Here is a 20,668-nt window from a genome sequence, read left to right as displayed (position 1 = left end):
ACAGGGGCCCCACGTGCCGTTCAGTCATCGCTTCGATCCGACCTCGCTGCGCGAGTACGACATCCGCGGAATCGTCGGGAAGACGCTTTCGGGCGACGACGCTTTCGCGATCGGGCGGACCTTCGGGTCCTTCGTGAAGCGTGCCGGCGGGTCGAAGGTCGCGGTCGGGTATGACGGGCGCCTCTCCTCGCCGGACCTGGAGGCGCGGCTCGTCGAAGGGCTGGTCGCCTGCGGGATGGAGGTGCTGCGGATTGGCTGCGGGCCGACGCCGATGCTCTACTTCGCCGGCGTGCACCTGCGGACCGACGGCGCGATCATGGTGACGGGGTCGCACAACCCGCCGGACTACAACGGGTTCAAGTCCACGCTCGGCGGCAAGCCGTTCTACGGGAAGCAGATCCAGGAACTCGGGCGCCTGGCCGCGGCGGGCGACGTGGTGGAGGAGGGCAAGGGGTCCTCTCGTCAGGTCGACGTGTCGGAGGCCTACATCGATCGCATGCTGCGCGACTACGACGGCGGCGATCGCGCCATGACCGTCGTCTGGGACCCGGGCAACGGCTCGGGCGCCGAGATCTGCCAGCGGCTCGTCGCGCGACTGCCCGGCACGCACCACGTCATCAACGGGGAGATCGACGGGCGCTTCCCGGCGCACCACCCCGACCCGACCGTCGCGAAGAACCTGGAGCAGATCATCGCGGAGGTCGCGCGCAGGAAGGCCGACCTCGGCATCGCCTTCGACGGCGATGCGGACCGCATCGGCGTCGTTGACGGTGAGGGGCACATTCTGTTCGGCGACCAGTTGATGGTCGTGCTGGCGCGCGACGTGCTGAAGGCCAAGCCGGGCGGGACGATCATCGCGGACGTGAAGGCGTCCCAGGTGCTGTTCGATGAGATCGGGCGCGCCGGCGGGGTGCCGCTGATGTGGAAGACCGGCCACTCCCTCATCAAGTCGAAAATGGCGGAGACCGGGGCGCCGCTGGCCGGCGAGATGTCCGGACACATCTTCTTTGCCGACCGCTGGTACGGCTTCGACGACGCGCTGTATTCGGCCGTGCGGCTGCTCGGGATCGTGGCGCGGTCGTCCGAACCGCTCTCGGCCACGCGCGCCGCCATGCCTCAGGTCGTGAACACGCCGGAGCTGCGTTTCGACTGCGCGGAGGACCGGAAGTTCGCGGTGGTGGAGGAAGTGAAGGCCCGCCTCTCCGCCGAAGGCGCGAACGTCCAGGCCGTGGACGGGGTGCGGGTGCTGACGGAGGACGGGTGGTGGCTGCTCCGCGCCTCCAACACCCAGGCCGTGCTGGTGGCCCGCTGCGAGGCCAAGAGTGAGGAAGGGCTGGAGCGGCTGAAGGGCAGCCTCGTCCGGCAGTTGGAGGCCAGCGGGCTGCAGGCGCCGGACTTCTCCGGCGAGAACGCGGGGCACTGATCCGCGGTCCTTGTCGCGGCCGGTCTTCCTCTACGGGACCTTGCTCGACCCCCGGGTCCTGGCGCGGCAGTCGGGCGATCCGCGGCTGCCACGGCGGGTGCGGGCGGCCGTGCTGCACGGCTACGCGCGGGTGGAGTTCCGCGGGACGCCCTACCCGACCCTTGTCCGGCGGTCCGGGGCCTGCGTGAGCGGACTGGTGGTGCGTCCACCGGCATCGGCCCTGGCCGCGCTGTCCGCCTACGAGGGGGCCTGCTACGCGCTCCGGCCGGTCAGGGTCCTGACGCGGCGAGGGGCGTTGCGGGCCCGGGCCTGGATGGTTCCGGTCCGCCTGGCCGGATGCGCGGAGTGGGCGCCGGCCGTCCCGCGACGCCGGGCGTGATACGCGGAGCACGGGACGCCGCCGCGCTCCGCAGGCCCCGCGCTTCCGTCCGACCGTGCGGACTGCCCCGGCCGTCCGCGCGAAGACCGCTGCCCGACGACGAACGGGCCTCGCCGGTATAGCCTGACCGCCTACCGAGGAGACGCCAATGATCCAGCGCCCACCCGCCGAGCCCGGCATGCGGGAGGAGGAGGTGGATACCCCTGCCTTGCTCCTCGACCTCGATGCCTTCGAGGCCAACCTGGACGCGATGGCGCGGCGGCTGGAGGGAACGGGCGCGAAGCTCCGCGCGCACGCCAAGACGCACAAGTCGCCGGTGATCGCGCTGATGCAGATGGCGCGCGGGGCGGTTGGCCAATGCGTCCAGAAGGTCGGAGAGGCCGAAGCCCTGGCCTGGGGCGGGGTACCCGACATCCTCGTCAGCAACGAGGTGGTGACGCCGCGGAAACTGGCGCGGCTGGCGGCGCTCGGCTCCATCGCGAAGGTCGCGGTCTGCGCGGATGACGAGGCGGTCGTCGGGCTGATCGGATCGGCGGCCGAAGCGGCGGGGCGGCGATCGAGGTGCTGGTGGAGATCGACGTCGGCATGAAGCGCGCCGGCGTGCAGCCGGGGCCGGAGGCCGTGGCGCTGGCCGAGCGAGTCGCGGCATCCCCGCACCTGATCTTCGGCGGCCTGCAGGCCTATCACGGCAGCGCCCAGCATCGGCGGAAGCCGGAAGAGCGGCGGGCCGCGATCTCCGCGGCGGCGGAGGACGTGCGGCGGACGGTCGAGCAGCTGCGGCAGCGCGGGCTGCCCTGCCCCATCGTCGGCGGCGCGGGGACCGGGACCTTCGAGCTGGAGCTGGAGACGGGGCTCTGGACGGAGATCCAGGCCGGGTCCTACGCCTTCATGGATGCGGACTACGCGCGGAACGAGGGGGCGCCGCCGTTCCGGCAGAGCCTCTTCGTCCTGGCTGGCGTGATGTCCGCCCCGGCCAGGGCGGGGCGGGTGGTCGTGGATGCGGGCCACAAGGCGGTGGCCGTGGAAAGCGGCCTGCCGTTGGTGCATGACCGGCCGGGGCTGCGCTACACCGGCGCGTCCGATGAGCACGGCACCATCGTCGTCGAGGACGGGGAGGCACCGCGCGTCGGGGAGTCGCTCCGCCTCGTCCCCGGGCATTGCGACCCGACGGTGGATCGGCACGATTGGTATGTCGGCGTGCGGAACGGGCGGGTGGAATGCCTCTGGCCCGTGGCGGCGCGGGGCGCGATGGCCTGAAGGCCGGGCGCGGCGTCGGGACCGGACCGCGTCAGCCCCCGTCGCACCCGGTGGTGCGACGGATCGCGGCGGGCGGGACCGTCGGCGGCAGCACCCTCAGCCCCGGCGGGCCGTCCGGACCGGCGGGCGGGCCGGGCTGGCGGTCGGGCGGACCGATGCCGAAGAGGCAGCGCGGGGCGGGCTCGGCAGGCGCAGGACGTTGCCGCCGTCGCCTTGTTCGACGACGCGTCGGCCGCGCGGCGCGGCGGCGGCCGAGGTGCCGCGCGCGATCCTCACCGAGGCCGGCCGGGCCGCGGCGGCGCGGGCCGTGGAGACTGTGCGCACGCCGCGCGGGACGGGCGAGGCCGCGATCGTCGCGGCCTGGGCGCGGCCCATCAGGATGGGGCGCGCCGCCCCCGCGAAGGCGGGTCCGGAGACCAGCGCCATGGGCGCTGGCGCCGCCGGACGGTTCGATGGCGCGATGCCGAGGCGGGCGAAGGCTTCGTCCAGCAGCATCGCGGCGTGCTGGTCGCGCTCCCACCCCGAGTTGCCGCCGAAGACGGCGGCGAAGACCCGCTGTCCCCCGCGCTGGGCCGACACGACGTTGTTGAAGCCGGACGCGCCGATGTAGCCGGTCTTGATGCCGTCAACGCCCTCGACCTCTCCGACCATGCGGTTGTGGTTGCGGAAGGTCCAGTTGCCGACGCGGGCATAGGCGTTGCCGAAGAAGTGCCAGCGGTCCGGGAAGTCGGCGTAGAGGCGGCGGCCCAGGGTCGTCATGTCCCGCGCCGTCGTCGTCTGGTCCCAGTCGGGCAGGCCGGAGGCGTTGCGGAAGGTCGTGCGGGTCATGCCGATCTCGCGGGCCCGCATCGTCATGGTCTGGGCGAAGCGGGTCTCGTCGCCCGCGAGGAGTTCGCCGACCGCGACCGCCACGTCGTTCGCCGACTTCAGGATGAGGGCGTAGATCGCGACCTCGACCGAAATGGAGGTACCGGGCGGGATGCCGAGCTTGGACGGGATGCGGGAATTCGCCTCGACCGAGATGGGGACCCGGGTGTCCATCGTGACGCGGCCGTCGCGCAACGCGCCGAACAGCATGTAGAGGGTCATCATCTTCGTCAGGGACGCGGGGTAGCGCGGGTCGTCCGGGTTGGCGGCGGAGAGGACGTTGCCCGTGCGCCCGTCCACGACGATCGACGCGTAGCGGTCAGACCCGATCTGGGCCGAAGCAGGGTGCGAGAGGCCTAGGGCACCGAGTGCAAGGCCACAGGCAGCGGCGAGGCCGCGGCGCAGCATCCAACCCATTCTGACCATCCCCCTCAGGCCGCCATGGCGGCGTAGCACACGCGCCGGGATACCGGGCGCCGGAAATCGGCCCCCCCGAGCCTCCCTCCTGTTCCGGTTCTAAGGCTTGGCGCGGCGCGCTGTCCACGGAAACAGGGAGGAAACGACTGCAAGCCACGGAAAGGACAGGAGGTTCACTCTCGCGCGACCAAGCGGATGCGAGCGGAGACGGCGTGCCCGGAGACGCGGAGCCGGGTTCGGCCCGTGCCTGCGCTTGGCCATCCCTCGGATTCCCTGCAGTGGGCGATGCGTCCTGTTCCTTGTCCGACGACCGCGGTCATGGGCCTCGGCCGTCCTGCCTCGCGTTACCGACGGCAGCTTGCCTCCGAAGCAGTAAATGGATCGGAAACGGGTTCATGGTGCAGTGCACAAAAAGCCCTGGACAAGGGTTGGAGAGCGGCGCTAAACGCCACCATGTTGCAACGCAGCATGGCCGAACCGGGGACTTGCCCGGGCCGGCCACCCGCCGGCCACGGCATCAACCCGAGAGGAAGTCAGAGAATGAACGCCGAGACCCCCAAGATCGCCCGCCTCGCCAGCGAGACCGTGACGGCCGCGACGCAGAACGCGCATTCCTTCGCCGAGGCCGGGGCCACCCAGGCCCGCGTCGCGATGGAGAAGGGGATGGAGCAGCTCACCAAGTCCGCCGAGGGCGCCTTCAAGGCGGCCGAGGAGTTCGCCGAGTTCTCCCGCGGCAACGCCGAGATCTTCGCGACCGTCGCGCAGACCTGGTTCACTGGCACGCAGGACCTGTCGCGCCAGGCCTTCGCGATGGTGCAGGGGCTGACGGACCATGCCCTCGAGGGTGCCCGCGCCCTCTCCGGCGTGAAGTCGCTCAAGGAGGCCGCCGAGATCCAGGCGACCTACACGCGTGGCGCCCTGGACAAGGTGATGACCGAGACCGCGCGCCTGCAGGAGTCTTCCTTCAAGCTGGCAGAGCAGGTCTCCACCCCCATCGCCGCCCGCGCGAAGGTCGCGATGGAGAAGGTCGCCACCACCCGCCCGATGGCGGCCTGAAGGCCTGCCCATTCACGGCTGACGGACCGGCCTCGGCCGGTCCGCGATAGCAAAGGCTCCGCTCCCCTGCCCGTCCGGGCAGGTGGGGCGGGGCCTTTCGCGTTCTCAAATGTGGGCGCAGGCTCATGATCATGTTCCGCCTGCGCGTCGGCGGTGCGACGGCCCTTCACCTGCGGGCCCGCGCTCCGATATCCTCCCAATCCAAACACGGCAAAGGCGGCGGGCCGGTCGTGCCCGAGAGGTGGTGGTCCCGAGATGAGCAGGCTGGAGAGGTTGACCAGCGCCGGATGGCCGGAGGCCGCGGCCCCGATCCTGGGGCCGGCCGAGGACGAGCCGCCGCGTCGCGGCGGTGGTGGCAAGGTCGAGACGCCGGGCAATGGCGGGGACTCGCCGAACACCGGCGTGGTGGTGAAGGCGCGCCCCAAGACGCGCAAGCCCACCATGTACAAGGTGCTGATGCTGAACGACGACTACACGCCGATGGAGTTCGTCGTGCACGTCCTCGAGCGCTTCTTCTCCAAGACCCGGGAAGAGGCGACGCGGATCATGCTGCACGTTCACAGGCGGGGGGTCGGGGTCTGCGGTGTCTTCACCTACGAGGTCGCGGAAACCAAGGTGACGCAGGTGATGGATCTGGCACGCCAGAACCAGCACCCGCTGCAGTGCACGATCGAGAAAGAGTAACCCGTGATAGGGGCCACGGCCGCCGGAGAAGCAGCTGGGCGAAGGGCAGGAAGAACGCCGGATACAAGGCGTAACCGTCCCGCCATCTCCGCGTTGGGGATGGCAGGACCCATGTATGTGCCGAAATAGATTTGCTTAAGCGGTCGCCGCGAGCAGGCGCCCAAGGGGGCGTCGGCGGGGACAGACCTGACGGCCGCTGGTGATCAGGGAGCGTCGCCTGACATGCTTTCCCGTAATCTCGAACAGACGCTCCACCGTGCGCTGGGCCTCGCGAGCGAGCGCCGCCACGAATACGCAACCCTGGAGCATCTCCTCCTGTCCCTCGCCGATGATGCGGACGCGACCACCGTCCTCCGCGCCTGCGGGGTGGACGTGGACAAGTTGAAGCGCGACCTCGGCGAGTTCCTCGACAAGGACCTGGCCGGGCTCGTGACCGACCGCGGCGGGGACCCGAAGCCGACGGCGGGGTTCCAGCGCGTCGTCCAGCGCGCGGCCATCCACGTCCAGTCCTCCGGTCGCGACGAGGTGACGGGCGCCAACGTGCTCGTCGCCCTGTTCTCGGAGCGTGAGAGCCATGCCGTCTACTTCCTGCAGCTGCAGGACATGACGCGGCTCGACGCGGTGAACTTCATCTCCCACGGGATCGCCAAGGCCCCGGGTCGTTCCACGACGCGCCCGGTCGCGGGCCAGAAGGGCGGCGACGGCGAGGAGGGCGAGGGGCGCGAGGAACGTCGCGAGCAGGGTGGCGGCAAGCGTGGCCAGGACGCGCTGTCCAACTACTGCGTCAACCTCAACAAGAAGGCGCAGCAGGGCAAGGTCGATCCGCTGATCGGGCGTGATTCCGAGATCGAGCGGACCATCCAGATCCTGTGCCGCCGGACGAAGAACAACCCGCTCTACGTCGGTGACCCGGGCGTCGGGAAGACCGCCATCGCCGAGGGCCTGGCCAAGCGGATCGTCGAGGAGGACGTGCCGGAGGTCTTGCTCAAGTCCACGATCTACGCGCTGGACATGGGTTCGCTTCTGGCCGGCACTCGTTACCGCGGCGACTTCGAGGAGCGGCTGAAGGCCGTGGTGTCCGAGCTGGAGGCGCAGCCGGGCTCGATCCTGTTCATCGACGAGATTCACACGGTGATCGGCGCCGGCGCGACCTCGGGCGGTGCGATGGACGCGTCGAACCTGCTGAAGCCGGCGCTGGCCCAGGGCACGCTGCGGTGCATCGGCTCCACGACCTACAAGGAATACCGGCAGCACTTCGAGAAGGACCGCGCTCTGGTCCGCCGGTTCCAGAAGATCGACGTGAACGAGCCGACGGTCGAGGATTCGGTGAAGATCCTCCAGGGCCTGAAGGCGAATTACGAGAAGCACCACAAGGTGAAGTACACGCCGGAGGCCATCCGCGCGGCGGTCGAGCTGTCGGCGAAGTACATCCACGACCGGAAGCTGCCGGACAAGGCGATCGACGTGATCGACGAGGTCGGGGCGTCTCGCATGCTCGTGCCGGAGAACAAGCGGAAGAAGACGGTCACGCTGAAGGACGTGGAGGACATCGTCGCGAAGATCGCGCGCATCCCGCCCAAGTCCGTCTCCTCCGACGACAAGGAGACGCTGCGGAACCTGGAGCGCGACCTGAAGTCGATGGTGTTCGGCCAGGACCAGGCGATCGATGCCTTGTCCGCCGCGATCAAGCTGTCCCGCGCGGGGCTGCGCGATCCGGAGAAGCCGATCGGCAACTACCTGTTCAGCGGCCCGACCGGCGTCGGCAAGACCGAAGTCGCGAAGCAGCTGGCCAAGACGCTGGGGATCGAGCTGATCCGCTTCGACATGTCGGAGTACATGGAGCGGCACTCCGTGTCCCGGCTGATCGGCGCGCCCCCGGGCTATGTCGGCTTCGACCAGGGCGGTCTGCTGACCGACTCCATCGACCAGCACCCGCACGCCGTGCTGCTGCTCGATGAGATCGAGAAGGCACACCAGGACCTGTACAACATCCTGTTGCAGGTCATGGACCACGGGAAGCTCACGGACCACAACGGCAAGACCGTGGACTTCCGCAACGTCATCCTGATCATGACGACGAATGCGGGGGCGTCCGACATGGCCCGGCCCGCCATCGGCTTCGGGCGGGAGACGCGCGTGGGCGAGGACGAGGAGGCGGTGAAGCGTCTCTTCACGCCGGAGTTCCGCAACCGCCTCGACGCCATCGTGCCCTTCGCCGGCCTGTCGCCGGAGATCGTCGCGAACGTCGTCGAGAAGTTCGTCATGCAGCTGGAGGCCCAGCTGGCCGACCGGAACGTGACGATCGAGTTGTCGTCGGCGGCGAAGGAGTGGCTGGCGGAGAAGGGCTACGACCGCCTCTATGGCGCACGGCCGCTGGCGCGTGTGATCCAGGAGCACGTCAAGAAGCCGCTGGCCGAGGAACTGCTCTTCGGCAAGCTGGTGAAGGGCGGCGCGGTGAAGGTCGGGCTGAAGGACGGGGTCCTGACCTTCGACGTGGCCGAGGCACCGCCGCCGGCGCTGCCGAAGCCCGAAGGCGGCGACGGTGAAGGCGACGCGGAGAAGGAGCCGGAGGCGGCCGGCTGAGGCCGGCCCCTTCACGCGCACCGGCCACGTCGCTAGCGTCCCGCGACGCGTCCGGTGGTGACGGACCGGATCGGATCTTCCCGATCCGTTCCGGCCGCGACCAGGGCGGGCGGTTGTCGCGGGAGTAGGCGGGCGTTGAGCGTCGGACACATCGGGGTTCTCGGTTCTGGCGTTGGTGTCGTGGCCGTCGGGGTCCTGTTCCTGATGGCCGTGCTGAGGATGTCGCGAGATCGAGGCATGCGTCGGTCTGCTTCGACCGACGCTGACGGCTTTCTCTCCGACGAGGCGGGCGCGTCCGGCCCGTCGCATGCCGGGCCGCCGGAGTTCGCCGACCTCGCGGAGGCTCTGGAACACTACGTCCTTCCCGTGCATGAGGCCCACCCGGAGTGGGAGCGCCTCGACGGGGCGGTTGGCATCAAGGGCCGTCCGGCTTTCCGCTTCGAGAGGAACGGGATCCGCTTCGAAGTCAACGGGGACGCGCCGTTCCCTCCACTCCTCGCGGCCTGGGATTGGATGGCTGCGAACCCTGGCGAAGACCCCCTCGAGGTGGATCGGACCGGCCGCATCGCCACCTTACGACTCCGGAGCGACGTCTGGCCGCAGCCGAAGGACCTGCGCATCCTGGCCAACTAGCGTGCGTCAGGCGGCGCGCCGTGCCGGGCCGCCCAGCCACGCGGCGACGTCGTCCAGCACCGGCGCGCCGGCCAGTCCCAGTTCCCGCAAGGGTGCGGCGAAGGACGCGACGATGCCGATGTGCCCGGTGTCCGGATAGAGTCGCTCCGTCACCGGCACGTTCTGCGAACGCAGGAGTTCGGCGAAGCGGGTCGTCTGGGCGGGGCGGACCGTGCGGTCACCCGTTCCGTGCAGCAGGAGGAACGGCGGCGCGCCCCGCAGGTCCGCTGCGTCCGGCGGTGCCGCGCGGGCTCGGCCGTCGGGCGCGTCGCGGAAGGTGCCGGTCGTGTCCTCCTCCGGTCCGTAGGAGTATGGGCCGGCGAGGGCGATGCAGCCGGAAAGGCCGTCGCGCGCGGGTCGGCCGAGCCAGCGCGGGTCGGCCGTCAGCGCCACGGCGATGAAGGCTCCGGCCGAGTGACCCATGAGGATGATGGGCCGGCCGCGTCCCGGCCCTTCGCGGATGGCGGCGACCGCGGCCGCGCCGTCCTGCAGGAAAACGGGCCAGCGGCCCTCCGGCAGCAGGCGGTAGTCCGGCACGGCGACGAGGGCGCCGAGCGCGGCGAGCGGATAGGCGACGAAGCCGTAGCCGTCGCGGGAGCCGGAGGTCCAACCGCCGCCGTAGAAGAAGACGATGAGTGGCGCGTCGGGCGCGAGGCCCGCGGGAGCGTAGAGGTCGTAGCGGGCGCGGGGGCCAGGGCCGTAGGCGATGCCTTCCTGCACCGTCGTCCCGCCACGCGGCGTCAGGCCATTGGCGATGCCCTGCGGCGAGCAGGCGGAGAGCAGCGGCGCGAGAACCGTGGCGAGGAAGGGACGTCGGGTCATCGCGGGGCGGAACGCGGGCGGTCGCGCGGCGGTTCCGGGGTCAGGCGCCTTCCGCACGAAGGCGGTCCCGGGCACGAGCGAGGCCGGCCTTTTGCTCCGCCGTGACCTCGGGGTAGCGCAGGTCCAGCGCTTCCATGGCTTCGATGATCGCCTCGGCGACGATCAGGCGCGTCAGCCATTTCCGGTCGGACGGGATGATGAACCAGGGCGCGTGCGGCGCCGCGGTGGCGCGGATCGCATCCTCGTAGGCGTGGCGGTAGTCGTCCCATCGGGCGCGGTCATCCAGGTCGCCTTCCCGAAACTTCCAGTTCTTGTCCGGTTCGTCGATGCGGGCGAGGAGGCGCTTGCGCTGCTCGTCCTGGCCGACATGCAGGTAGAATTTGAGGACGACCGTGCCCTGGCGGGATAGGTAGCGCTCGAACGCCGCAATGTCCTCCAGCCGGTCCGTCCAGATGTCGTCGCTGATCAGGCGATGCGGGAGGGAGGAGGCGTGCAGGATCTCGGGGTGAACGCGGGGCGCCAGAACCTCCTCGTACCAGGACCGGTTGTGGATGCCGATGCGGCCGCGGCGCGGGAGGGCGAGGACGTGGCGCCAGAGAAAGTCGTGGTGCCGCTCCAGCGTGCTGGGGGCGGCAAAGGATTCGACCTGGCAGCCCTGGGGGTTCACGCCGGAGAAGACGTGCTTGATCGCGCTGTCCTTCCCCGCCGCATCCATCGCCTGGAACAGGCAAAGGATCGACCAGCGCGGGTTGGCGTAGAGCAGCGCCTGGAGCTCGGCGAGGCGGTCCACGCCGTGCTGCAGGGCTTCTCCCGCCGTGGATTTGGTCAGGCCGATTCCGCCGTCGGTGCCGGTGTCGCGGCCCTTGAGCGAGAAGCCGGTTCCGTCGGTGACGCGGCATTCCGCGACGAGGTCGCGCAGGTCTTTCGTCTTGCTCATGCGCGGGGCTCCTTCGGGGCGATGGCGAACCAGAACAGCGCGGCTGCGTGGAGGAGGATCGTGAGGGCGAGGGCCCAGGCATAGCCCTCCGGGTCCCAGCCGCCGGAGGGCGTGCGGGGCCAGAGATCGAGGATGCGGCCGATCAGGTTCTGCACCACCACGACGCCGGCGAGCATGGAGAAGTTGATCGCGGTCGCGACCCGCCCGGCCAGCGCGGGCGGGAAGCCCTGCGACACCGCGGCATAGGCGACGGGGCCGGTCGCGGCGGAGAAGGAGAAGAGCGTCCAGGCCGCCGCGAGCCACGTGAAGGATGCCGGCGGGAACATCGCCAGCCAGGCCTGCGCGGCCATGAGCAGGAGAGTCGCACCGACCGGCACGGCCATCGGGCCGAAGCCGCGGCGCTGGACCCAGTTCGAGGCGGCGCCCGCGCCGAGGTTCCCGGCCATGAGGCCGAGCGCGTAGATCAGCAGGAGCACCGCGCGGGCCTCGTCGCCGAGGCCGCCGGCGTCGCGCAGCCAAGGACCGACCCAGAGGCCCTGGTAGGTGAAGTTCATCACCGACAGCATCGCGGCGACCGGCACCAGCCGCACGAAGCGCGGGTGGCGGAAGATGCCGCGGAATTCCAGCGCCTCCGTCAGCAGGCCGCGGCGCGCGGTGCCGCCGGGGGCGCGGGCAGGGAGCGACAGCGTGATCCAGGCGATGATGGCGAGGCAGAGCGCGGAGAGGAGCCAGAAGACGCCGCGCCAGCCGATGTCCGGCAGGACGGCCTGGACGGGCCAGGTCGCGGCGACGCCGCCCATGGAGCCGACGAAGACGCCCAGGCCCGTGGCGCCGGCGACGCCGGCGGACGGGTAGTACTGGGCGTTGGCTTTCATCATCGCCATCAGCCCGGCGGATACGCCGAGGCCGGTGATGAGGCGGCCGGCACCGAAGGCTAAGGCATCGGGCGCGGTGGCCGAGATCACGAAGCCCGCGGCCGCGACGGCGGTGAGGATCATCTGCACGCGCCGCGCGCCATAGACGTCGAGGGCCACGCCCACCGGCAGTTGCGCCGCGCCGTAGGCCATGAAGAGGATCGCGGCGAGCAGGCCGAGATCGCCCGCCGACAGCCCGAACTCGATGGCAAGCAGCGGGCCGAGGAGGGCGAGGGCGCTGCGGCTGGCCTGGTTGATGAAGTTCACGCCCGCGAGCGGGAAGGTCACGCGGAGGAAGGTTCCGCCGCGCGGCGCGATCCCCGTCACGGCGCGCGGAGCGTCACGGAGACGGGGCAGTGGTCGGAGAGGCGGTTGCGCCATTCCGCGCCGCGCTCCGCGTAGACGAGAACGCGGAGGCTGTCCGGGACGAGCCAGCCGCGTGCGGGACCGCCGAGCAGGATGTGATCGATGAAGGGCCTGCCGCCCCAGCAGGGATTGGAGCGGCCGGCCGTCGTCCGCAGCAGGGGCGCCGCGCGTTCCAGCGCGGGAAGCACGACGGGATCGCGGTCCATGCGGCGGTTGAAGTCGCCGACGATGGCGAAGGCCTCGCCCGCGGTCTGGCGCTCGGCGATCCAGCCGGCGAGGATCACGGCCTGCTGCAAAAGGTTCTCGCAGGCGCGGCCCTCGTCGTCCGGCTCGCGACAGCCGGCGTTGAGGTGGATGGAGAGGACGCGGATCGCCGAGGTCCCTTCCCCCACCGTCACGTCCACGCCGCGGCGCAGGGACCGGCGGGACTGCGGGGCCAGGTCGAGGGCGGCGAGGTCCGGGTTCTGCCGCGCGGGCAGGCCGCGGCGGACGGCGATGGCGGCGCGCTGCACGTCGGGTTCGTCGGGGAAGAACAGCGCCCAGTCGCGACGGTCGAGGACGAGGGCGGCGGCTTCCGGCCCGTCCACCTCCTGCAGGGCGATCACGTCGGCGGCGAGGCGGCGGCCGTAGTCGCGCAGGCGCGCGAGGTCGTCGTTGCTGCGGGGCGTGACGTTGCCCGGCAGGTCGGGGTGACCTGCGGGCTTCGTCGTGAGCCAGGCGATGTTCCAGGTGGCGAGCTTCAGGTCGGCCGCCGCGGCGGCGCCGGTCAGGAGGAGCAGGAGGACGAGGGCGGCGCGGAGCATCGGCGCGGAGGTTAGAACAGGGCGGGCGCCGGGTCTGCCTCGGCCGGGATGGGAGAGAGGGGCGCGGCGCCGCAGGCCAGGAGGTAGTTGGCGACCTCGTCGAAGGCGGCGGCCTGGCGGGTGGGGTCGTGCCAGCGGCCCGCGGCCGCGCTGCTGCCGCGGGGGATCCAGATCACTGTCTCGTATCGGGCACGGGTCAGCAGGACGCGGTAGGTGTTCAGGGTGAAGGCGCGGCGGGCGTCGCTGCGCACGAGGTTCCAGCGGGAACCGGAGAGGTCGCGGACCATCCAGGCGCCGGCGCCGCGGAGGAGGTCGCCGCCCCAGGCAAGGCCAACCTGGTCCAGCTCCAGGCCCTGGCAGTCGTATTCCGTTGCCACCGTCTCCAGCGCGTCGGAGGCGCGGATGTCGGGCCAGGAGTCGAGGAACCACCGTGGGACGTCGGCGACCTGCACGCCCAGGCCCTCTGCGCGGAGGCGCTTCGCGCCGGAGGAAGCGACGAGACCTGCGCGCCGCAGGCCGCGCGCGAGGTAGCGCAGCGAGGACCGCATCGCGCCGAGGTCGCGCGTGACGAAGTAGGGCACGCCGCCCGCCTCGCGCGCGATCCGTGCCGCTGCGGAGATGTCGCCGACGAGGACCGCATCCACCCAGGGCGCGCCATGCGGGTCCCGGACGGAACGCATGGGCACGGTCAGGTCGAGGTCGTCGTCGAGCGTCAGCCAGGGCTGCGGCGCGTCGGCCAGTCGCTGCTCGGGACGCGCGGCCGACAGGGCGCGTGTTGGCGCCACGGCGCGCCAGCCGGGCGAGGCAGCGACCACGCGGCCCCACTCGCGCAGGCCGGCCTCGCCGGTGTTGATCTCCTGCCCGTTGCCGATGAGGGCGACGATCACGGCCCAGCCCGCGTGCCGCGACATGATCTCCAGCGTGTGGGCGGGTTCGCTGTCGGTCAGCACGCTCGCCCCACGGCGCTGGGAGGGGCGGACGGCCTGGTCCCGGTCCCAGGCGCGCTGCGCCTCGTCGAAGACGATGACGCGTTCGGGCGGAACCTCGTCCCGGTGGACCGCGTGGTGCTCGAGGAAGCGGTGGACGTTCTGCAGGGCCGTCACCGCCTCCCGCCGCGCAGCGCCGCGGCCGCGGTCCGGGGCGGCCTGGCGCGCGAGGCTCTCGCGCAGGACGGCGACGAGCGGGGCGTTGCCGGTCAGGAAGGCGGCGCCGGACTCGCGCAGCGCGCCGAAGACGATGTTCAGGCCGCAGAGCGTCTTCCCCGCGCCGGGGATGCCGGTGACGAAGACCACGCGCCGCTCCCCCGCCGCGCGGGCGCCGGCGATGGCGCGCAACACGGCGTCGGTCGTGCGGGTGAGGTTCGCGGCATCGGCGCGGGCGGAGATCATCTCCGCGCTGCGATGCCGGTCGAAGAGCATCTGCGCCGCTTCCAGCACGTTCGGCACGGGACGGTAGGGGGCGGAAAGCCAAGCAATGTGGTCCATCGCATGCTCCGGCAGTCCGATCGCCGCGTGGATGGCCCGCAGCACGGTGCGGAGGTCGCCGGCGTTGGCGCGGAATGGCTCGGGCGGGACGCCATGCCAGATCAGGGGCGGGACGAAGCGCTCGGACGCCGCGCGCGTGGCGACGAGGACCGGGACGACCGGCACGGTGCGGCAACCCGCGTGGAAGTCGCGGAGGTCGAGGGCGTAGTCCTCGACCTGCCTTGCGTCGGCGGGGGTGAAGGCGGTGGCGCCGTCCTTGATCTCCAGCACGAGCACGGCGCGGTCGGTCAGGATGACGCAGTCCGCGCGCTTCTCCAGCCGCAGCAGGTCGTATTCCAGCAGGACTGTCCAGTCGCGCGCGTCATCGTCGGAGAGCGCGTCGCGGAGCAGCCGGGCCGTCGCGACCCACGCGCCGCGCTGTGCCAGTTCGAGCGTCGCGTGGCGCCCGGCCTGGGCATAAGCGAGGCGCGCGGCGACGTCCTCGGGCGGCGTCGCCAGCAGCTCGGGGACGGAGAGGGTAAGCCAGGCCCTCACGCGCGGCGGCTGGGCCAGGTGGCAAGCAGGATGCTGGCGAGCATCAGCACGAAGCCCGCGGCGTGCGTGGCGGTGAAGGCCTCGCCGAGGAACAGGACGGCGGTGACGGCGGCGGTCGCGGGCAGGAACGTCGTGAAGACGCCGGCGCGGGATGCGGGAACGCGGCGCAGGCCGGCGTACCACAGCAGCAGGCAGAGGATGCTGGACGTGACGCTGTGAAAGACCAGCAACCCCAACAGGTGGGGATCGGCCAGGCGCGCGATCGCCGTGGCGTGTGGCAGCCAGAAGGGCAGCAACAGGAACGCGGAGAAGACCTGCATCAGCAGCGCGGCCGTCAGGACCGGCACGCCGCCCGCGCGCTTGGCGAGGAGGACGTAGGCGGCCTCTCCGATCACGCCGAGGAAGACGAGGGCATTGCCCGCAAGGCTGCCGCCCGCATCCGGGGCATTGCGGGCGAGGACGACGGTGCCCATGCCGAGCGCCGCGATGAGCGCGGCGGCCGCGGCGCGGGGGGAGAGGCGTTCGCGCAGGAAGATCGCGCCGCCCAGCGCGACGACGGCGGGGAGGGTCGCGAGCACCAGCCCGCCTTCCAGCGCCGTCGTCAGGCGCAGGCCGGCGAGAAGGCCGGCGTTGTAGAGGGCGGTACCGAAGGCCGCCTGCCAGAACAGGTTCCAGAGCATCGGGCGGGAAGGCAGCCGCAGCCCGTCCCAGCGGGCGGCGAGCGGCAGCAGCAGGGCGCTGGCGAGCAGGCAGCGCAGCCCCGCGATCATCGCGATCGGCAGGGAATCGCTCAGCACCTTCGCGACGGCGACGTTGGCACCAACGAGGGCCATGGAGGCGGCGAGCTGGAGGTAGGCAAGGGTGACGCCCCTCCCCTCACCCACGCCGATCGGTCCGGCGGGAGACATCAGGCGGTGGGCAGGACGGGCATGCCGTCGTGTTCAGCAAGCCAGACCTTCAACGCAACCAACCCGGACCTCGCGGCGCCGCGTCTACACCGGTTTCGGTGCGGCTGTCGTTAACGGGACCGAACCGACCTAATGCAGCGGCGCCGCCTTCAGGAAGCGCCGGCGGTCGCCGGAGGTGACGGCGAGGTCGAAGCGGTCGCCCTCCCGGTCCACCAGCAACGGCACGTCCACCCCCGCCTCACCGAGCCCCCAGATCGCGCGGAAGAAGCCGGCGAGGTCGGCAACCGGGGTCTTCCCGACCGCCAGGATCTCGTCGCCCTTGCGCAGCCCGGCGCGGAAGGCCGGGCCGCCCTTGCTGACGCCGACCAGCAGGATCCGGCCCTCATCCGCGGTGGCGGAGACGCCGAGCCAGGGCCGGGGCGGCCGGTTCGGCTGTCCCAGGCGGAGCATGTCGTCGAGGATCGGCGGCAGCAGGTCGATGGGCACGCTCATGTTCAGGACGCGCACGCGCCCGTCGCCGGGGTCGTGGCCCAGTTGGATCGAGCCGATGCCCAGGAGTTCGCCCGCCGGCCCGATCAGCGCGCCGCCGCCCCAGAGGGGGTGGGCGGGGGCGGTGTAGAGCGCCTCGTCCAACAGGTATTCCCAGTAGCCCTCGAAGGGCTGGCGGGAGACGATGCGGCCGGCCAGCGACGCGGGCAGGCCGCCGGCGGCGGCGAAGACAATGTCCTCTCCCACCCGGACCTTGCCGGAGGCGCCGAGCGGCAGGGAGGGCAGGTCCAGCTTCCCGAGCGCCTGCACCAGGCCGAAGCCCGTCACATGGTCGTAGGACATGACGTGGCCCGGCAGGACGCGGCCTTCGGCGGTGGTGATCCACACCTCGTTCGCCTCGGTGACGAGGTAGCCAATCGTCAGCAGCAGGCCGGAATCGTTGATGAGGACGGCATTGCCCACGCGCTCCGTGCCGAGGGTGCCGGCGGTGAAGGCGTCCTCCGGCACGCGGGCGCGAAGGAGGACGACGCCGCGCAGCGCGGCCGTCAGGTCGTATTCATAGTCGGCGGGCTGGGGGCGCATGGAGAGCGGCACCATCCCGTCCTCGTCGGTTCTCGGCATCGCGTCGTCCTCCGGACCCCCATCGTGCGGGTCTTGGCCGGCCCAGGGGCCTCTCGTCTCGTTCGCGGACCCGATCCGTCGCGGAGGGGTCCAGCATATCCGCCCCGACTTGGCCCCTTGGGGCCTACCGTTCCAGGGCGCGCGCGTCAGCCGGCCTCCTCGCCCTCGCGCCGGTAGGGAGAGAGGGTCGAGAGGGCCTCGATCTCGTGCTCCATCGCCGCGCATTCCCGCCGCAGCGCGTCGCCGACGGCACGCCGAAGGCTGGGATGTGAGATGAGGTGGGCGGACCAGGTCTTCACCGGCAGGTAGCCGCGCTGGATCTTGTGCTCGCCCTGCGCGCCGGCCTCGACGCGGGCGAGGCCGTTGGCGATCGCGAAGTCGAGGGCCTGATAGTAGCAGAGTTCGAAGTGCAGGAAGGGCACGTCCACGAGCGCGCCCCAGTTGCGGCCGTAGAGCACGCCGTCGCCCATCAGGTTCAGCGCGCCGGCAACGGGCGTGCTGTCCTTGTAGGCCACCATGAGAACGACGCGGTCGCCCAGGCGCTCCCCCATCAGCGGCCAGAAGCGGGCGTTCAGGTAGGCGCTGCCCCATTTCCGGTCGGTGGTGCTGCGGTAGAAGCGGTGGAAGGTCTTCCAGAGGTCCGGCGTGATCTCCGGCCCGCGCAGCGTACGGAAGGTGAGGCCGGAGGCCGCGACGTCGCGCCGTTCGCGCTTCAGGGCCTTGCGCTTGCGCGACGACACGGCGCCGAGGAAGTCGTCGAAGGTGGCGTAGCCGTGGTTGTGCCAGTGGAACTGCACGCCGACGCGCTGGAGCCAGCCGGCCTCGCCGAGGGCGGTCCATTCCTCCTCCGTGCAGAAGGTGACGTGGCAGGAGGAGAGGTCCAGCGACTCCGTCGCGCGCGCGAGAGCCGCGGCGAGCGCGGCCGGTGGCAGGTCCGTGCCGCGTCGCGCCAGCAGCCGCGCGCCGGGCACGGGGGAGAAAGGCACGGAGACCTGGAACTTCGGGTAGTAGGAGCCGCCGGCGGCTTCGAAGGCCCGGGCCCAGCCGTGGTCGAAGACGTATTCGCCGTAGGAATGGGATTTCGCGTAGGCCGGCGCGACGCCGAGCAGCGCGCCATCGGCGTCGCGCAGGGCGACGTGGCGCGGCAGCCAGCCGGTGCGCGGTCCCGTGCAGCCGCTCTCCTCCAGGGTCAGGAGGAAGGCGTGGGAGGTGAAGGGATTGCCGTCCCCGCAATCATCCCATTCCGCGGCGGGGATCTCGGAGATCCCGCCGTGCAGCGTCAGGGTCAGCTCGGTCGCGGGCATCGGGATGGATGTGCGACCGGGAGCGGCCGGTGCAAGCGGCCGCGGAAAGAGGCGGTCACGCCACCTCGAAAAGAGCCTCAACCTCGACCGCCGCGTCCCCGGGGAGGGACGGCACGCCAATGGTGGTCCGGGCATGGCGACCAACGTCGTCGAAGACCGCGACCGCCATGTCGGAGGCACCGTTCATGACCTGCGCGTGCAGGGTGAATTCCGGCACCGCCGCGATGAAGCCGCCGAGCCGGACGACGCGAGTCACCCTGTCGAGGGAGCCCAGCATCGCGCGGGCCTGGGCCAGGACGTTGATGAAGCAGAGCTGCGCGGCCTGCTGGCCCATCTCCACCGGCACGCCGGCGCCGAGCTTTCCCGTATAGGCCAGCTTGCCCTCACGCATCGGAACCTGGCCTGACACGAAGAGCAGGTTCCCTGTGCGCACGGCCGGGACGTAGTTGGCGATGGGCTTCGCCGGCTCGGGCAACACCACGCCGAGGGAGTGCAGCCGGGCTTCGATGCGATCGGTCGTGATGCTCATGCGCGTCTCACCCCACGAGCTTCAGGGCGCGGCGGCGGGCAGAGGGGGCACCCGTGGCCGGGAGATCGGGGAGGAGCGGCAATTGCTGCCCCGCGGGGCCGACGGCGTCGGGGCCGCATTCCTCCTCCGTCGGGTCGGGCAGGGCGGGGCCGCCGAGGTGGTCCAGCGCCAGCCGCCGAAAGGCCCAGTCGAGCACGGAGGAGGCGCGCGCGATGGCCGGGTCGCCCTCCACCGCGCCGGCGGGGCCAAAGCGGGTATAGGCGAAGGCGCTGACGTATTCGTCGAGCGACACGCCGGCCGCGAGGCCCGTGTTCACCGCCGTGCAGAGGGCGTCGAGCACGCCGCGGAAGGCCGCGCCGTCCTTCGCGAGGGACAGGGCGATCTCCGACAGGCCGCCATCCGTCTCGACGGTGCGAAGGGTGACGCGGTGGCCGGCGACCGTGACCTTCCAGGCCGCGCCGCGGCTGGGCCCCACGCGGGGGGTGACCTTCGGGGCTGGACGCGGGGCGGCGGGCTGCGCCACGGCCGCGGGCGGCTTGGCGTGGAGGAAAGGTGCGACCGATGCCTCCATAGCCGCGCGGGCGCCGGGACCTCGGGGCGCGAGGAGCCGGGCGGCGTCCGCGCCGGCGAGGAGGGCAGCGCGGGTCGGGACCTCGCGCAGCACGCCGTCGGCGCCGGCGACGACGGCGCGTGGCGGCCGGGGCCGGGGCGAGGCCACCCGTCTCGACGCCGAGCAGGGCTTCCACCGCGTCCGGCGGGGACAGGACGACGAGGGCGGCGTGGCGCAGGCCCGGCGCGCCGGCCGCGGCGTCGAGGGCGGCGCGGGCGGCGTCGGCCAAGCCGGGGATGGCGGTTTCGCCCGGCGGGGCCGGCCAGATGAGGGACACCGGCTCCCGCGCGCCGTGGCGGTCGGCAATCTCGCCGGAGGCTGCCTCGGCTGCGCCGCGGGTCAGGGCGGCGATGGCGGCGCCGATGTCGCGCGCCGCGGCGGAGTCGTAGTCCAACCGCAGCGCGGCCAGCAGGCCGGCGAGGTCGGCGAAGCCCAGACGCAGCCGCGCCGCCTTGCCGCCGCCGAGGATGTCGAGGGCGATGACGGCAATCCGGACCGCCTCGGCATAGGCGCCGGCGTCGAAGCCGCCCTCCGGCTCATGGAAGGCGGGGAGGCTCAGGACGAAGCGCGGCTCGGGGTCCGCGCCGCCGCGCCAAGTCGCGACGCCCGGCGCCCCGCGGCGGGTGGCGAGGAGGAGGCGCAACGCCTCCGCCATCTCGTCGGCCGCGGCGATGGAGGAGAGGATGCCGAGCTTCCGGCCACGCGCGGTCAGGCGGCCGATCCAGGTCTCGGCGAGGCGCGGGAGGGAGACGGGGCCGTCACCGGGCGAAAGGGCGGCGAGCGCCTCGGCCGCCTCGTCCTCCCAGTCCGCGGGGAGCGCGACGGCGCGGGCCGGGGAGTCCGGGTCTACGGCGGCGCGGACGCGGCGCAGCGCCATGCCCTCCCAGGCGGTCGTTTCCTTGGCGGCGCTCAGCGGCATGGCGGCACCTTAGACGCCGCGGTTTGGGGGGTGAAGGCACGATCTTGTGGTGGCCGGTCGTTTCGGGCCCAAGATGCTGTGGGTCGCCCG

Annotated in this window: 18 protein-coding genes and 1 pseudogene; 8 read left to right on the top strand and 11 right to left on the bottom strand. The window is 71.9% G+C overall.

The features are described from left to right. Nucleotides 1-13: 13 nt before the first annotated feature. From pgmG to ACE7GA_RS16805, 4 genes and pseudogenes are all read left to right on the top strand, one after another. Entirely contained in the window at nt 14-1,423 is a 1,410-nt protein-coding gene (gene pgmG, locus ACE7GA_RS16820) for a phosphoglucomutase/phosphomannomutase PgmG (RefSeq protein ID WP_376088806.1), read from the top strand. 10 nt (nt 1,424-1,433) lie between these two features. After that, the gene (locus ACE7GA_RS16815; protein WP_376088803.1) at nt 1,434-1,802 is read left to right on the top strand and encodes a gamma-glutamylcyclotransferase family protein; all 369 of its coding nucleotides are present in this window, start codon (nt 1,434-1,436) and stop codon (nt 1,800-1,802) included. 148 nt (nt 1,803-1,950) lie between these two features. Beyond that, nucleotides 1,951-2,636: pseudogene (locus ACE7GA_RS16810) on the top strand (alanine racemase); the annotation flags it as partial. A gap of 54 nt (nt 2,637-2,690) precedes the next feature. After that, the gene (locus ACE7GA_RS16805) at nt 2,691-3,059 is read left to right on the top strand and encodes a hypothetical protein (protein WP_376100326.1); all 369 of its coding nucleotides are present in this window, start codon (nt 2,691-2,693) and stop codon (nt 3,057-3,059) included. Nucleotides 3,060-3,155: 96 nt separating this feature from the next. Here ACE7GA_RS16805 and ACE7GA_RS16800 read toward each other — a convergent pair whose 3' ends face one another. After that, nucleotides 3,156-4,343 carry a serine hydrolase gene (locus ACE7GA_RS16800; protein ID WP_376088800.1) on the bottom strand — a complete coding sequence of 396 codons (1,188 nt, stop codon included), beginning with the start codon at nt 4,341-4,343 and terminating at the stop codon, nt 3,156-3,158. A 540-nt stretch (nt 4,344-4,883) separates the two neighbouring features. Between ACE7GA_RS16800 and ACE7GA_RS16795 the strand changes: the two genes are divergently transcribed. The 4 genes from ACE7GA_RS16795 (at nt 4,884) to ACE7GA_RS16780 (ending at nt 9,299) form a co-directional block, all read left to right on the top strand. Continuing rightward, complete coding sequence (locus ACE7GA_RS16795; RefSeq protein ID WP_376088797.1) at nt 4,884-5,399, top strand: phasin family protein; 516 nt, start codon at nt 4,884-4,886, stop codon at nt 5,397-5,399. Between the two features lie 255 nt (nt 5,400-5,654). Next, the gene (gene clpS, locus ACE7GA_RS16790; RefSeq protein WP_376088794.1) at nt 5,655-6,083 is read left to right on the top strand and encodes an ATP-dependent Clp protease adapter ClpS; all 429 of its coding nucleotides are present in this window, start codon (nt 5,655-5,657) and stop codon (nt 6,081-6,083) included. Nucleotides 6,084-6,305: 222 nt separating this feature from the next. After that, complete coding sequence (clpA, locus tag ACE7GA_RS16785) at nt 6,306-8,666, top strand: ATP-dependent Clp protease ATP-binding subunit ClpA (RefSeq protein WP_376088791.1); 2,361 nt, start codon at nt 6,306-6,308, stop codon at nt 8,664-8,666. Between the two features lie 237 nt (nt 8,667-8,903). Then, entirely contained in the window at nt 8,904-9,299 is a 396-nt protein-coding gene (locus ACE7GA_RS16780; protein ID WP_376088788.1) for a hypothetical protein, read from the top strand. Nucleotides 9,300-9,305: 6 nt separating this feature from the next. Here ACE7GA_RS16780 and ACE7GA_RS16775 read toward each other — a convergent pair whose 3' ends face one another. The 10 genes from ACE7GA_RS16775 to ACE7GA_RS16730 form a co-directional block, all read right to left on the bottom strand. After that, complete coding sequence (locus ACE7GA_RS16775) at nt 9,306-10,160, bottom strand: alpha/beta hydrolase (RefSeq protein WP_376088785.1); 855 nt, start codon at nt 10,158-10,160, stop codon at nt 9,306-9,308. Between the two features lie 40 nt (nt 10,161-10,200). After that, the gene (locus ACE7GA_RS16770) at nt 10,201-11,097 is read right to left on the bottom strand and encodes a polyphosphate kinase 2 family protein (protein WP_376088782.1); all 897 of its coding nucleotides are present in this window, start codon (nt 11,095-11,097) and stop codon (nt 10,201-10,203) included. Further along, a complete protein-coding gene (locus tag ACE7GA_RS16765) occupies nt 11,094-12,338 on the bottom strand; it encodes an MFS transporter (protein WP_376088779.1) in 1,245 nt (414 codons plus the stop codon). Before ACE7GA_RS16765 ends, ACE7GA_RS16770 begins: the two co-directional genes overlap by 4 nt. Further along, nucleotides 12,335-13,180 (bottom strand): endonuclease/exonuclease/phosphatase family protein, encoded by an 846-nt coding sequence (locus tag ACE7GA_RS16760; RefSeq protein WP_376088776.1) that lies wholly within the window; start codon nt 13,178-13,180, stop codon nt 12,335-12,337. The genes ACE7GA_RS16765 and ACE7GA_RS16760 overlap by 4 nt, the downstream gene beginning before the upstream one ends. Before the next feature lie 11 nt (nt 13,181-13,191). Further along, entirely contained in the window at nt 13,192-15,198 is a 2,007-nt protein-coding gene (locus tag ACE7GA_RS16755; protein WP_376088773.1) for a DNA/RNA helicase domain-containing protein, read from the bottom strand. Then, nucleotides 15,195-16,106 (bottom strand): DMT family transporter, encoded by a 912-nt coding sequence (locus ACE7GA_RS16750; protein WP_376088770.1) that lies wholly within the window; start codon nt 16,104-16,106, stop codon nt 15,195-15,197. The genes ACE7GA_RS16755 and ACE7GA_RS16750 overlap by 4 nt, the downstream gene beginning before the upstream one ends. Nucleotides 16,107-16,235: 129 nt before the next feature. Further along, nucleotides 16,236-17,216 carry a S1C family serine protease gene (locus tag ACE7GA_RS16745; RefSeq protein WP_376088767.1) on the bottom strand — a complete coding sequence of 327 codons (981 nt, stop codon included), beginning with the start codon at nt 17,214-17,216 and terminating at the stop codon, nt 16,236-16,238. Nucleotides 17,217-17,362: 146 nt separating this feature from the next. Further along, nucleotides 17,363-18,520 carry a GNAT family N-acetyltransferase gene (locus tag ACE7GA_RS16740; RefSeq protein WP_376088764.1) on the bottom strand — a complete coding sequence of 386 codons (1,158 nt, stop codon included), beginning with the start codon at nt 18,518-18,520 and terminating at the stop codon, nt 17,363-17,365. Nucleotides 18,521-18,575: 55 nt separating this feature from the next. Then, nucleotides 18,576-19,049: a RidA family protein gene (locus tag ACE7GA_RS16735; RefSeq protein ID WP_376088761.1), complete on the bottom strand. Its 474-nt coding sequence runs from the start codon at nt 19,047-19,049 to the stop codon at nt 18,576-18,578. A gap of 7 nt (nt 19,050-19,056) precedes the next feature. After that, the gene (locus tag ACE7GA_RS16730; protein WP_376088758.1) at nt 19,057-19,767 is read right to left on the bottom strand and encodes a hypothetical protein; all 711 of its coding nucleotides are present in this window, start codon (nt 19,765-19,767) and stop codon (nt 19,057-19,059) included. Nucleotides 19,768-20,668 lie beyond the last annotated feature (901 nt).

Origin of the sequence: Roseomonas sp. CCTCC AB2023176, assembly GCF_042259275.1 — a bacterium.
In the GTDB taxonomy this organism is placed as follows: domain Bacteria; phylum Pseudomonadota; class Alphaproteobacteria; order Acetobacterales; family Acetobacteraceae; genus Roseomonas.
The sequence above is the reverse complement of the archived record's forward strand: the minus strand, read 5'-3'. Positions and strand labels throughout refer to the sequence as shown.

What these genes read in the sequence shown, in the direction of transcription:
- ACE7GA_RS16805 (WP_376100326.1), top strand. Translation starts at nt 2,691, where the DNA reads ATGGATGCGGACTACGCGCGGAACGAGGGGGCGCCGCCGTTCCGGCAG.
- ACE7GA_RS16800 (WP_376088800.1), bottom strand. Translation starts at nt 4,343, where the DNA reads ATGGGTTGGATGCTGCGCCGCGGCCTCGCCGCTGCCTGTGGCCTTGCA.
- ACE7GA_RS16795 (WP_376088797.1), top strand. Translation starts at nt 4,884, where the DNA reads ATGAACGCCGAGACCCCCAAGATCGCCCGCCTCGCCAGCGAGACCGTG.
- clpS (WP_376088794.1), top strand. Translation starts at nt 5,655, where the DNA reads ATGAGCAGGCTGGAGAGGTTGACCAGCGCCGGATGGCCGGAGGCCGCG.
- clpA (WP_376088791.1), top strand. Translation starts at nt 6,306, where the DNA reads ATGCTTTCCCGTAATCTCGAACAGACGCTCCACCGTGCGCTGGGCCTC.
- ACE7GA_RS16780 (WP_376088788.1), top strand. Translation starts at nt 8,904, where the DNA reads ATGCGTCGGTCTGCTTCGACCGACGCTGACGGCTTTCTCTCCGACGAG.
- ACE7GA_RS16775 (WP_376088785.1), bottom strand. Translation starts at nt 10,160, where the DNA reads ATGACCCGACGTCCCTTCCTCGCCACGGTTCTCGCGCCGCTGCTCTCC.
- ACE7GA_RS16770 (WP_376088782.1), bottom strand. Translation starts at nt 11,097, where the DNA reads ATGAGCAAGACGAAAGACCTGCGCGACCTCGTCGCGGAATGCCGCGTC.
- ACE7GA_RS16760 (WP_376088776.1), bottom strand. Translation starts at nt 13,180, where the DNA reads ATGCTCCGCGCCGCCCTCGTCCTCCTGCTCCTCCTGACCGGCGCCGCC.
- ACE7GA_RS16750 (WP_376088770.1), bottom strand. Translation starts at nt 16,106, where the DNA reads ATGTCTCCCGCCGGACCGATCGGCGTGGGTGAGGGGAGGGGCGTCACC.
- ACE7GA_RS16745 (WP_376088767.1), bottom strand. Translation starts at nt 17,216, where the DNA reads ATGCCGAGAACCGACGAGGACGGGATGGTGCCGCTCTCCATGCGCCCC.
- ACE7GA_RS16740 (WP_376088764.1), bottom strand. Translation starts at nt 18,520, where the DNA reads ATGCCCGCGACCGAGCTGACCCTGACGCTGCACGGCGGGATCTCCGAG.
- ACE7GA_RS16735 (WP_376088761.1), bottom strand. Translation starts at nt 19,049, where the DNA reads ATGAGCATCACGACCGATCGCATCGAAGCCCGGCTGCACTCCCTCGGC.